This is a genomic window from Acinetobacter sp. 8I-beige, assembly GCF_902505955.1.
Classification (GTDB): domain Bacteria; phylum Pseudomonadota; class Gammaproteobacteria; order Pseudomonadales; family Moraxellaceae; genus Acinetobacter; species Acinetobacter johnsonii.
In genome coordinates, this window is record NZ_LR732791.1 from 20,452 (window position 1) to 34,649 (window position 14,198).

Below are 14,198 nucleotides of genomic sequence, written 5' to 3' on the forward strand. Positions count from 1 at the left end.
GTCAGATCAGGTTTGAGCTAGTACACATTATTATATTGAAACAGCTACAACTAAATCACCCTCTCTCTTTTTGACATAAATGTTCGTTGGATTCTGCTCACCATTTTTAACAACTAAAAACTTCTGTAAATCAGCAAGTCCATTAACAACACTTGTGAAGTCCTTTTGAGCATTAAAATAGACATTTCTCTGAGATAACTTATGACTCTCATATAATCTCCAATAGCCGAGACCTTGATCGAGCTGAATATCAAAAATAGTTCCAGCTTCAAAAGTTATCGTTAAATTTCGCTTATGATAAAGAGTTTTACTATTATCATAGATCATTAAATCTATTTCTTTTTTGGATAGATCTAAATTATCAGTCAATAGTTTTTCAAAAATCCTCTCAAATTGGTTAGCATTGTGGTAGTCATGATGAAGGTACATTGGTAAATCTTTTGTTTCATCATCAGAAATAATAGTTTTGATCTTCACGCGACCTAAAGAACTTACTTGCTCTTCAAGACCTTTTAACCAACTGACAATTAGCATCATATTGCTAGCTGATTTGATATAACGATCTGAATACTCAATGCTTGTTATTATTTCGCTCTTGCAAAGTTTCCCGAAATCCTTACTACTTTCAACCACCAATTCCCAGAATTTACGACCAAAACCATATAAATCAACATTCAATTGATCAAGAAGATCTAGCCCTACAATCGAGCTTTGATGTGTTGCCTCTTGAATTGGTAATGTTATGACATTCTCAGTCAGCAATTTATAACTTTCACTTACTCCAACTATTGCTCTCGTACTCAACCATTCTTCATTTGGAATACGACTATTCATATCTGGGTTAACAACAGTGACAACTCTATCTATCAAATGTAGTTGTGCAACAATAGATTGTTGAATGTCATCACCTTCAACAAATTGTATATTGAAATGTTTTTCTAAAAATTTAAGTTCAGCCACATGTTGATCAGAATCCATAATGGCTTTTGGTATAGCAATCTCAATACTCAATGTTGCATCATCTGCCCATCTAGCAATATTTTTTCTAACACTAGCGGATAATATTTCCCAATTATCAGATGTTCCACCCCAATTCAAAATTAGCTTATTAGCGCCTAATGACACATGATGTTCAATACATTCTTTTAAACTATATGGCCAATATTGTGCTCCAGAGAAAAATGATAGCTCCGCTGTAGAAATAAAGTTTTTATAGTTTTCACCTAACCACTCTTTAGCATCGTGACGATTCAATAAACTGTAATGATGTCGTGACTGTGAATCTAAAAGACAATGAGCACATACAGACTCACAATGATTTGGACATTCTAATTCATCAACCATACTGGATAATAACGACTCAATGTGGCGAGGAGCTGAACTTGAAAATCCCGCTCCACCACTAATAACGTCATAAACCTGAATCGCTGTAATTTGATGATGCCCATCTAATAATATTGGACGCTTGCCATACCCCAATTCACTGGTTGATATGCCTAGCTTCTTAGATAATACTTTTCTTAATGCGACTGCTAAAGTAAATGCCACACTTTCATTTTCTTTTATATCTGCAAGATATTCGTTACGTTCAGGATGATGCAATACCAATTCAAAGATATCTGTAGTCATGTAACTACCTAAATTTAAATCTTTGATTAAGCGTTCACTACCTTCACAGAACTTTCTTTGCCCATTTTCTCGATCATGTTTAGATGGTTTTAATGGATAATGTTTCTGCTCAGGTGATAGATACGAAGGAAATTTGTCCTTGTCTTTTTGAGATTCAGCACGCCCACATTCAAGACATACAGCATACCCATGCCCATACAAACCCGAACTATAGTTAAATACATGCCCTGATGTATCAGCAACCATAAATCCTAAGGCAGTATTCGGCAAACTTAATCTTGCACCCTTACCTGCTATCCAAGGCGTTTGAACAGGGATAAAGGTTTGAGTTGTTACATCGTTACTTGGTTCTTCATAAAAATCATGAACAAATCCCGTTGGTTGTAGTACTTTACGTTGCTCATTTAATCGTATTTTTTCACCACAACTTGGGTTGTCACAATAAACATTATTAATATCGACTGCACTGTCCGTATTAAAGCCATTTTGACCACAGTGTACACAGCGCCAAGCCAAATCGAATTTTTGTGCTTCTTTTGCATCGGAACTATGAATATTATGCCAAGCTAAAGAAATCCCTTTGGATTTAAATACCCGTCCATCTAATACAATTTCAGAACCTGGTGCATACTCTCGAATCGCGACTGCTAAATTTCGACTTGGCATATCTCTTAATAATGAAACATTATCTTCTCTAGACTTTCTTTGCTTTTGATCATCTCTATCTTTCTTTTGACGTATAAAGTCAATAACATTAGTCGTTTCAAATGATGCAATATCCGTTGGGAAGCCATATCCTGGTAGGAAACATTTAGCAGCAAGTTCTCTTAATAAATATTCCTCACAGAGTCTACGCATTTCAATACTTAATCTATAAGCGTAAGCAGTCCCTTTCTCTGCTTCACTCAACTGAGTATCAAGGCGTTTGTACTCTTTTAACCAGTGATCACGCATCTCCGTAATTCTTTGGATAGTATTAGCTAAAATGCTTTCAATAGAATCAAAAGATAAATCCGTGCCTTTGATTAATTTTTCCAAGGCATGTGCATAAGTATAAATATTTGCTTTTATCCAAGTAATAAATCGATTACATACTGATATATCTTCCGCACCATTTTCTAAATAAAACCACTTTAAGTTTAATTTGGTTTTCTCTGCATCCGTATTTCCAATCTCATTTTTCAAAAAGAAAGATAGACACATGGAGTTCACATGCCTTTGAATCAATCTCTTGGAATTTAAAGCCACATAAGGTGCTGGAATACTGGTCTCAAAAGCCCACTTTGGATTATTAAATACTTGTTGATCGTGTGGATTTGACTTACAGATCGTGTAAGAAAGTGCTCTTGACTCTTTACTACGACCAGCACGCCCAGCACGTTGAAGATAATTTGCAGGATGAGGTGGCACGTTATTCATCACAACTGCTGAAATACCACCGATATCAACACCCATTTCCATGGTTGTTGAACAGTTCATTACATTGACTTCACCTGATTTAAATCGTTTTTCGTAATCTTGTAGTCGCTCACTTGCTTGCTGTGCAGAATGTTCTGCAACACGATAATACATTCCTCCTTCAACAATACGATCACAGAGGTCATTCCATAAATTTAAAGAGCGCAGCTCCTTAATTACCTCATCTTTAGCAATTAATTCACGTATATATTGAATATTGGCATGATGGTCTTTATTAGAACTAAAGGCTTGCAAATTTGGCATTCTCGTCTTCTGACAAATGAAAGCCTCTTTACTCTTTGGAATACCCGTCGGTAGATACGGTGTAATACCTTTGAATGTTGTATCCATTAACCTATGCGTAATAGGGCAAATAAATACTTGTTCATTCAAAGAGAATTTAAATTTTTGTGGTCTTACGAAAAATTGACCGTTATCAGCCTCTAGGATTCCTGTGTCTTGAGTTAAAACTTTCCAAGTACTTGTTAGCCATTCATCAACGATATCTATATCAATAGGGGTATTTAAATCTAGTTGTGCACCCAACGCTAATAACTTTACCAATCTATTATTCTTGCGCTTAGATGCTAAAGGCCACTGTTTGCTGATTTTATCTTCTATTAATTTTGATTCAGGTCCGAATAGTCGTTTTGTAACAATTTTTCGGCCCATCCAGTTTGAAATACTTTTATCTATATGAATGTAATAATAATCACGCACATAGAAATCTAGAACGACTTTTAAAAAGTCCTTCCAATCTTGTAAATTAAGACCCTTAGATTCCCAATATAAAGGTACCCTATCAACCTTCTCTAAACCAATATAACCAACTTTTACCAATCCTAATGTTTCAGTACTATTCCGATTACGAGGGCGTCTACTAAATTCACTCAATAACAACATCGAAATTAATTTATATGGCCCTTCAGTCTGATTTCCAAAAACTTCTGGAGAGTAATATTTCATTGCATTCAGTATTGAAAAGTTAAAGTCAGATAAAGCCGTTAGCTTTTCAATCATTTCTGCCCAAGAAATATTATTCTCAGTGGGATTCTCTAACTCAAATAATTGTTTTTCCAAATATATTAAATAGTTCTTCATCGCAGGTTTCCCTCTTGCAAGTTCTATATCTTGTAAGAGTTCATCCTTACTCACTCCAGTACTTAACTCTGGTAATGGTAATGATTTTAACGCTTCTACCACGCCCCCCCTTAATCTTGAACGCTGTGCTTCCTGTTGCATCTGTACAGACACTCTCGCTGTACCTTGGCGACTATCCGTAAATGTAATTAAGCGGCGTCCAAAGGAAGGGAGACTTTGGGGTGAAATATTGGTGACATCATTTTCTTCTAATTCTTTAATCGTAATATCTGGGCAAAACTCTAAAACTGTCGGCACTGCTTTAGTCACATAAAACGGAGCACCAAGAATGCTTCTATTTACAGGTAAATAACCCTCTTGTGTTACTGATCCACAGTTATGACATTCATTTGATGTAGCAAAGAGATTAAAGTCTTCTTCCCCTGGAAATTTTTCAACGCCCTTCTGATCAAGGCTAAGCATTTCCCCATGACCGTTTATAGTAAGTAATAATGAATTGTAATCCAGTAATTGATCAGATTTATCCGTAAGATCAGCTTCATCAAGTTCATCTTCATCTGTAAGCAGAGAAAATTCATCAATTTTCGCCTCTCCAACTTGTTTCAACTGACGCCCATGAATGGAATCAACTAATTGTCCCAGTAAATGTGGTGAATTGCATTCTTTGCAGAAGGTAAGTTCTAGTATTGGCGATTCACATTTACATTTTTGCTCAAATGTTGCATATACATTACCGTATGGCCATTTTTTTAATGCTGTTCCTACCTTTTGATCACAATTAGGATTGATACAGCTCCACAAACCATGTGTGATTCTTTGGAGGAAGTGTGCTCTTACCTTTAAGAAAGCCTCCTCTTTTTCTTGGGCTTTTGTATTTGTCAGTAGGTCAATCCAACTAATAATCTCGACTTGATCCACTGAAATAGCATATTCAGCATTTAATTTATCTTTGATTTCTAACGATGTTAAAGGCTTATAGCTTTCTGCACCTTGTTGAACAATAATTTCCCTAATTGCACGTGCAGTTTTATTCGATTCTAAAGCCTGAAAACGTTTAGCACTGACTTCTAAATCACCTTCAATTTCAGATAATTCTTTTAAAGTTAATTTATTCTGATTCGATTCAAGTTTTAATTGTGGGACTGCGCGTTGACCACCTATCACTTCAATTTGGCTTTCATCTATACCAGCCAATTGAGATAAATAAGTCTTCAGCTGTTGCTCAGCATTGCTATCCGCAATTGTTGCAGAGGTTGCGACAAATCGAACATCTTTCGCTTCAACACCAAAAACTTCTAAAACGCGTCGCAACTGTAAAGCTAGTTCAGCAGCCTGGGATCCGACATAACTATGGGCTTCATCTAAAACAATCCAACGTAAACTTTTCTTTGCACGAGACTTCTCAATAATTGGCGCATCAATTTGACGAACCATAATATATTCCAACATCGTCCCGTTGGTTACCAAGATTGGAGCAGGACTTTTTCTCATCAATTCTCGTGATAAGACTTGATAAGGACGCTCCTTTTGCAACGTTCTTTTTGAACTTTCTGACTCAGGTGTATTACCGTTATACAGGCAATATCGTAACTTTCCACCAAAGTGTTGAGTCCAAGCACTCAAACGTTCCTCTTGAGAATTAATCAGTGCATTAAGAGGATATAAGAATAGAGCATGTACGCCTTCCAACGGCGCATTGATATTTTCGCTTAACTCATATAAATCATTCAGAATTGGCACCATAAAACATTCTGTTTTACCTGAACCAGTACCAGATGTGACAACAACAGATTTTTTATCAGCTAATAAATTTTTCCAACTTTTTAATTGATGTTCAAAAGGCTTGAATTCTTTCCCAAAGCGATAGCGACCATTACTCTCCGCATCTAAAGCGTTTACAACTGACTTTGCTAATAATTTTCCACTCAATTCTGACATCGTCACTTGTGCTTGCTTCCAAGCAAAAGTGTGCTCAAAAACAGGCGGAGCTAAAAATGAAAATTTACCTCCCGGAAGCTGAGACATCTGTTCAGCAAGGTGTTCTCTCAACTCAGGATCACTGATACCCAACACGCTTAAAGTTGATTCTTTTGTACGCTGACATGCTTGTTCTAATAAATCTGAATAATAGCGTTGCATATTAATGAGCCTGTGAATTTAATATATAAGATACTGTTATTTCGAAAATTGAATTAAACCAAGATTGGTCAAAGTCACGTAATTGACGAATTTTATGATTAGTTAAACTATTTGATTTATCTTCAAGTACAAAATTGGTTAGCCCTACATTTTTCATTGCAAGATAAATTGGCAACAGAATTACAGATGAATGCTGTGGCAAACTTACAATAGGTTTTAATGGAAGATGGTTATTTTCTTTTTCGAACCATGCTGAGAGTTCTTGCTGGAACCATGTTGGCCACATTTCACCCTCAGGCTGATATCTCAATAAATTCTGAAGATAATGACCGTTAACTATGCCATTCAACTGATTTTGCGTTAATCCATTCAGAATCGGCTCATCAAAATAATAAGCTTCTAAACTTTGATTTAGGGTAGAAATTTCTTGAGATAGTTTTACATACCTCGCCTTCAGTGTTTTATTAACAACAGCCTCAGGAATACCCTGACTCACATAAAGGTTAATAGTTTTAGAGATCGCATTCTTCCAAGCTTCTATCGGGACTAACTCCCAGACCAAATCAAACTCTCGCTCGAAGCGTTGATAAATATTATGTTCGAAATCAAGCAACCATATAGCCAATGCCAAACATGATGGATTTCGCACTAAATCCTTCCACACTTGAAATGTTACCAATGGTAGATGGTTGTACTTCGAATATAAGTGGTAAAGATACAACCACCCAGAGTTCTGCAAATCACTTGCCATAAGTTGTAAGTAATCCGCAATACTATTCGGGTTAAATGTTGGATGATAATCACGTACAGCAGTATGTAGAGTATCTGCAGGTTCAAAAGTAAAATGATCAACTTTTATCTGTTGCGGTATAAATTTAGGTCTAAATTTAATCGATGTATGATCTTTGGGAATAATCAAGCATGGACCAACATTACTCAATCTCGGCAATTTATATTTGCCAGTATCAACACCTTCTGTTGTAATCGATTCGAGTGGTAAAACAGCTTGTTCAGGTTGGTTTAAAACCATGATGACTGGATCAACCCCTTGTGAGCCTGAAAGATTCAAACCACTTAAAAAATAATGCCCTTGTTCATCTACCTCAAACTCGGTTTGATAATGCTTAATTTCATAGTTTAATGGTTGTGTGCCACCAGTAACTTCAAGAATAATTCGTGCATCTAAATCTTTCGTTAATGCCAATAATTCTTCTATTTCAGCTCTATAATGGATAAGCGATTCTTGATGTGGTTTTCCACTCACCAAAAACTTCCATTTATAGTATGGCGCCTCTACATCTCTAATGAATGCGCTTTTAAGCCTGATTGTCATCCGAAAAATGGTTGATTTGTTCTCCGGTGCATACAAACATAGTCTTGAGCCGAGCAAATCATCCACAGTCAATATTTTTTGTTTAATCGGTTGGTGATTTCCATTGTAGAGCGTTGCGCCATGAGATGGAAATGGTAGAGACACATCTACTTGCTCTCCCAAATTCAGCATCAAATTGAGTTTGATGTTTTCAGGCGGGTGCTCATTACAACTTAGGCGATACTCATAGCCATATTGCCCCTGTATGTCATTATGCAGTTTTCGCGACTTAAAACTTACTGCTTGATGATCATCACGAATCTCTAAACAAATGATATTACTCTTTGTTAAAAGGCGAATATTAGCTTCATTTGGAGTTTCTCCTGCTAACAGTTCTACTTTTAAGTCTTCAGGAAAAATAACAGCCTTTCGGCGCAACACTACATATTGCGAGGCATTTTTAACAATTAAAGTTTTAACACCATATCCAGCTGAACCCACATGGTGAGCCAAAAGCTTTTGTTCTGCATAAATAGCTAAACTATCACTTTTTGATTGCAAACCAGGTTCTATATAACACGCCTTCGGTTTTCCTAAAAAAGCCAATACTGGTACCGTAGACCAAGGAAACTTTTTACCAATGAAATCTACAAGCTCCGATTTATCATGATATTTAGAGCATTGGATCTGATATTGTTCTTGATTATCTCCAATAATCTCAATATCACCTTTTACCTTATAAACATGCTGACCAAAAGCATTTGATAAATGCCCTGTTACACACTCTTGAGAAGTAAATTGACACGATGGCGGTAAGAGTAAAATGATTTCTGATTCGGCTGTCTTGAATGAAGCCTGCCCAATAAATGGACAAAGTTCTCCTCCATCCTGTGCAAATGCGACAGGAACACTGCCTATTTCTAAACAAGTTTGGGGTAATTCTTTTTGATAAAGAATTTGATCTTTATTTTGTAGCGCCAAAATCAATCCATGTTGATAATTTTTTCTGGTAATAATTCGCGTTTGTGCACCTATACGTATACTCACTGACTTACCAGCCTCAGGCCTCGCCATAAACGTTGCTGTACCTAGTTTAGCTACGGGCTCATGTGCTTCATACAACACAATTTCTACTCGAGGAGGAATCCCCTTAACATCCTCTAAAGTAATTTCTAGTGAGTTTGGCAGGAAAATTTCAGTTAATATTTGATTAGAATTACGGTTAAAAAAACTAACACAGGATAAAGTATCCTGTTTGGTTTTCATTTGCTTCAATTCAGTACTAGAGGCAAGTAGCAACTGATTTAAAAATTGTTCCGCTACACTACTTTCTAATGGTAGAGGAAATACTTCCCTCCACTTAGGGAAATTTACAGATAAATAAGCTGCAGGATTATCTGTATTGTCTAATTGATGTGTTACTACTAAATGAACAAGATGTTCTGCCATATCCGAAATAAGTACTCGCGTTTCATGTTCCTTGAATGCTTGCGGCAGATAACGAGTGTAAGCTTGAATTACTTGGTCATTTATTTCGGGGTTATAATGTTTATAGTGACTAAACTGCGCCACAATACGTTTAAATACAGTCTGATAATGATTACCTTGCTCCATTAAAAGATTTGAAGGGAATCCCCCCTCTTTAAATGCAGAGCCTAAATAGTTGGTATGATTTGAACCTTCAAATTTAAGGATCGGACGTTTCCAAAAACCTTCTAAGCCTTGCTGAACCACATAGCGAATATCATCCAAAGGTTGAAAGCCAAGCACATCATATACGGGCCCCCAACTCCAACCGCTTTTATACTCACGACGAAACCACTCAGAAACAAATAAAGTAAAAACTGCACACCATTCACGACCAGGTTTATGGCTTTTTTGATCTTGTTGACTAGATCTCAACGTACGCTTTAGATCCTGGTATTCTTCTAAGGTAATATGATAGGTATATAGGGGATGACTTGTTGGCTCAGTAAGTTTACGCGATGCAAAAATTCGCTTTAGAATATGTCTAGCACTCGATTGTTCCCCTAATATATATGAAGCTAACAATTCCATAATGCCCCCATTACTATATTCTGCTTTAAAATAAATAATATAATCGATTCAATCATCTATATAAACCTAATGGCATCATAAAGTGTCGCTGAGTACCACTAAGGTCTATTCACAACAACAGAATATAATGATCCTAGACAAAATAATGGACATGCAGTCCCTCTAAAGATAACGTAACGTTAACTTTGGAGATAAACTTGGTGTTGCTCTGCCCTTTGGCTAGAATTTGCTACACGTAGAACAAAGCTTTAAGAACTGTACTTTTCCCCACACTGTTTGGACCAAAAAGTAAGGTCACAGGTGCAAACTCAATGGTTTGAGTCTGCTTAAATGCACGAAAGTTTGTTAGCGAAATTTTAGTAATTTTCATATTTATCGTTGGTAACTCTGTTTTTAAAATGGCAATGCTTTCTCTTCATCAGTAATTTGATGATTTCAGTGTACAGTAAACTGTTCAAACCACTGCAACCATGCATCTGAGTGATATTCATCTAAAGAAGTTTTACTATATACCTGCAAATCTACTTTTGGCTCCAAGACGTTAAAACTTGAATAGAGTGAACTACTCATACATGAGTGGATTAAAGAAATATAATATTCACGATCTTCATCCGGTATTTGTACTAAAAACTCATCATACAACGGGCAGACCAATTGCATCGTTTTCTTCATATCTGTTTGGAAAATTTTCACCAACGCCGATTTAAAAATGCCTGCCGCTGTACTTTGGATTGGGAAATTAAAGAACCAATTATTCTCCCACTGATCTAGATAAGCATTATTTGATCTATTTTTTACACTTGCACGATGTAGCCCAAACATATTGTTTATAAAACCATGTTGCTGACCGAATTCAATACACTGCTGTCTTAATTGATCAATTGCAGGATAACGCTGGTAAATTTGCTGACGAACCTGAGCAATTTGATAGCTTGGCATAGACATCATTTTGCTTAAATTGTCATCTTGAATACCGTAAATTAAACCAAGAAAGAATAGTTTTGCCTGATCTCGGCTAATCTCTATTTCATCAGCCAGCTCTTGATAAATATCAGATTGGTTATAGTCCTGAATCAGTTGCTGATCCCCAGATAAACCGGCCAAAACTCCAAATTCAATTTGCCCATAATCAAAGGAATACAACGTATACCCTGCTTGATTTGCAAAAATAGATCGAAAGGCTTTAGGGAAAGACAATATAGCAGGATCTTTTGCTGTACAACGCCCTGTGACTGTTCCCAAAATTTGGTACTTAGGATGTACTCGGTCTTGCGTAGTATTGGCAAATGCTTTGACTAAGCTAGACGCACGATTGAGTTTGTCAAATTGGTGATATAAATGTGCAACAGGATCTTGCTGAACTTTCTTTAAGAGATGATCCAGACTTTCATCGTGCTTCGATTGCATCAAGACGTCATATTGATATTTTTCTTTTAAATACTGCTTAATTGCGCCAGTATCTGAAGCAAATACGCCTGTTTGCTTTTGAATATCGAAACTAATGCCATTGCGTGCCTTTTCGATTTTTTCGGCAAATGCGCTCAGTTTGGCAGAAGGTAGATGCAGTCCTGATTTTGAATAGTGATATAAAGCAATGGTAAACGGTAATTCAATCGTTTTATAAAGATGATGGAAATATGGACGTTTCAGTGCTTTATCTGCAATCGCTTTAAGCGTTTCAAAAGTATCTAAATCTACATTACCAAAGTCATCTTCTTTTACATCTGGTATTTCATAAGATGCTACAAACGGCTGATAGTTTTTATGTTCTAAACCCATAAATGCCATTTTGGCTAAGATTTTGACGTCAACAATCACATCATAGTTTTTTAATTTTTCATACTTCACGCGTTGATGTACTAACGCCTGATAGAGATCATAAACGTAAAGCGTTCGGACGCCATTTTTAAACTCTGATAGAAGCGCTTCAGTTTCAAATTTTTCATTTTTCGCTGGTAATTGCTTACGTTTTACAAAGTTTTCAAAGGCATATTTTTCAATAGACACTATTTTTTTACAGCCTCTACATGCGGCATGTGTTCTCTCTTTTGCAGAGACATGAATATATGCATCCTCTAAACCACAATGTGGACAGGTGCCCTTAAAACCATGCGTTGAGCAACATGAAGCACAGTTACTGCATAAGTAGAGTTTTTTATAGGACAGCAATTCATATGGGTTACACGCATTTTTTGACTCCCGGCTATCAATCACGCCCATACACGACAAACAATGTGTCAGTTTAACGATGTGGGTATATTCATGACACGCCGTATTCGAACAATGCCAATACGTTGCTGAGTATGCCATTTTCCCCATCGAATTTTTATGATGTTCAGACACCATAAAAGGACTCTGACATTTTTGGCAACTTAGGCGATCTAGAATTTCATTCCAACGGTTTAAGCCTGCTATGGTACGCAGGACTTGGTTATTTTCTTTGAAACGTCCGTGTAATTGTGTCGTGTCAAACTGAACTTCTTTTAAAATACGATAGAAAATACTTGCTTCAATACTATGTTCGGAGTCTTTTTCACAATGATTACAGTCATGACGACGGCATAACACCTTGCGATCTAAACTCGTTTCAACAATTCTTTCTTTATCTTTAAGTTCTTCACGTTCGAATGATTCGATTGGTTTTTTTTCACCATTTACTTCAATGTATTCATTATTTATTTTTTTAAACCAGATTTTACCTTCACAGAAGGATAAAGGCTTTAAACCATTTGCTTTGTAGCTTGTTGGCCTAGGCTGAAAGGACGAACGCTGAATTTTTTCAATTTCTGCCTTGTAGCCACATTTGGCAAAAATCGTATATTGAATTTTCTGTAAATGATTGTTTTGGCTATGTTGATTACAGAGTGATTCACTATACGCATTAATAATTTTATTCAATTCATACAATGGTAATGGACGTTGTAATAGTTTGTATTCTAATATTTTAAGCATACACACCACATGATGGAAATGGTGTGCGATCGCATAGTGATAATACTCTGCAAAATGTGTCGAATCCTGTTGTTCGATACACTGCATAATATGATTAATATAACGTTGCTCATCAGAGATCAACTGATAGACATAAGCAAAGTGTTCTTCTGCCAATCTGTTGGCTAGACTATTACGAATATTTAACGGTAACTGATTTAAAGCATTGAGCCACTGCGTTTTGTCTTCTGGTAATTCATCAATAAATTTTTGTGCAATGTCATCACTGTATAGTGTGTCAGGATGTGCCAAAACCATTTCACGCCATAACGGATGTTTTGGAATATAGGCATTTAAAAAGTTGTATTGGTCGGTCAGCTGAATGTTACTAATGTCATTTACATCTAACGTAAGCCCTGCAACTAATTTGACAGCAAAACTGAGTTGATGAATGCCTTTGTGATCTGCGTACTGTAATAACGCATCTAGTTCTGCAGGTTGATGAATACTTTGTTTAAGCAGTCGTATTAAGAGTTGTTCAGGTAATTCTTCTGCATTTAATAAATAGCCACTGATATAGCGATTGCTTAAAGCATGATGCTCTAGCAGTAAGGTATTACCTAAACTTCGAACTGCAAAGACATTTTGATAAACCGCATGTTCATATTGTTGTTTAAGTAATAATTGGCATACTTTATCGTACAGTTTTTTGTACAGGTCAGATTTTAAAGTAATAGCATATATGACATAGAAAAATTCTAAGAAACTCATTATCAGTGATGAGTTTTGTGTATCAAAAAGCTCCTCGACACCAATGTGTGTAACGATGTCCAAACGATCTTCGCAACGCGTTGAATCTGCATAGCTAAACAGAATTAAATCGCCAATTTGATGTGTTGTTTGTTCTTTGCCTGTATGTAAGTAATAACGTTCTGAGCCTTTAACCGAGCGAATGTTATACCCTTGATCTGAGCGTGTACGTGAGTGAATCCAACCGACATTGATACGATAATCAGTGACATTAAAAAATTGCTGTAATTGCTGGCTTAAGTTTTTTACGGCTGTTTGATTGGTATCTTTGGGATGTATGAATTGGATTAACATATTTAGAACCTATTCCTTAAATATACGGAATAATGAGTGGTCTGATTAATTAGACCACAAAGAATTTACAAGCTGTTTTGGGAATGGTAGACCGTCGTCATGCTCTATTTCGTCTAAGTCGAGCAAAGCCTCCAGATCAAATAGCTGTACAGCTTGAATGTAGCTTGAACATCTAAACTGCGGATATTGACCATTTTGATTGGTTTTTAGCTGTCCCTGAAGCATCAAGGACTGTCCAAGCTGTAATTGTTTACATTGTTCCGAAAAGCTGTGATCAAACACAATATAGTGTTGTTCGGTTTGTGTTTTTGAGTTGCCGTATTTGTCCGTCCACCCTTCTTGTCTTTGCACAATAATGTGGTATTCGGAGGTTTGACCCGATGTAATTGGCTGTATGTGCTGAATCGTGCCTAGAATAAAGACACGATTCACTGATCGATTAAAAACTTGATGTACCGACATTTAA

The 14,198-nt window shown here is 36.4% G+C and carries 5 protein-coding genes; all 5 read right to left on the reverse strand.

Features of this window, described 5'->3' with window-relative positions:
• Nucleotides 1-30 precede the first annotated feature (30 nt).
• Nucleotides 31-6,327 carry a DEAD/DEAH box helicase gene (locus GVX98_RS10110; protein ID WP_159127999.1) on the reverse strand — a complete coding sequence of 2,099 codons (6,297 nt, stop codon included), beginning with the start codon at nt 6,325-6,327 and terminating at the stop codon, nt 31-33.
• Nucleotide 6,328: 1 nt separating this feature from the next.
• Nucleotides 6,329-9,697 (reverse strand): STY4851/ECs_5259 family protein, encoded by a 3,369-nt coding sequence (locus GVX98_RS10115; protein WP_159128000.1) that lies wholly within the window; start codon nt 9,695-9,697, stop codon nt 6,329-6,331.
• Between the two features lie 229 nt (nt 9,698-9,926).
• Nucleotides 9,927-10,067, reverse strand: coding sequence for an AAA family ATPase (locus GVX98_RS10120; protein ID WP_159128001.1), 141 nt, complete (start codon nt 10,065-10,067; stop codon nt 9,927-9,929).
• Nucleotides 10,068-10,132: 65 nt separating this feature from the next.
• Nucleotides 10,133-13,732, reverse strand: a complete 3,600-nt coding sequence (locus GVX98_RS10125; RefSeq protein ID WP_159128002.1) for a DNA polymerase — start codon at nt 13,730-13,732, stop codon at nt 10,133-10,135.
• A 45-nt stretch (nt 13,733-13,777) separates the two neighbouring features.
• On the reverse strand, nt 13,778-14,194 hold the full coding sequence (locus tag GVX98_RS10130; protein ID WP_159128003.1) for a hypothetical protein: 417 nt from the start codon (nt 14,192-14,194) through the stop codon (nt 13,778-13,780).
• Nucleotides 14,195-14,198: the final 4 nt, after the last annotated feature.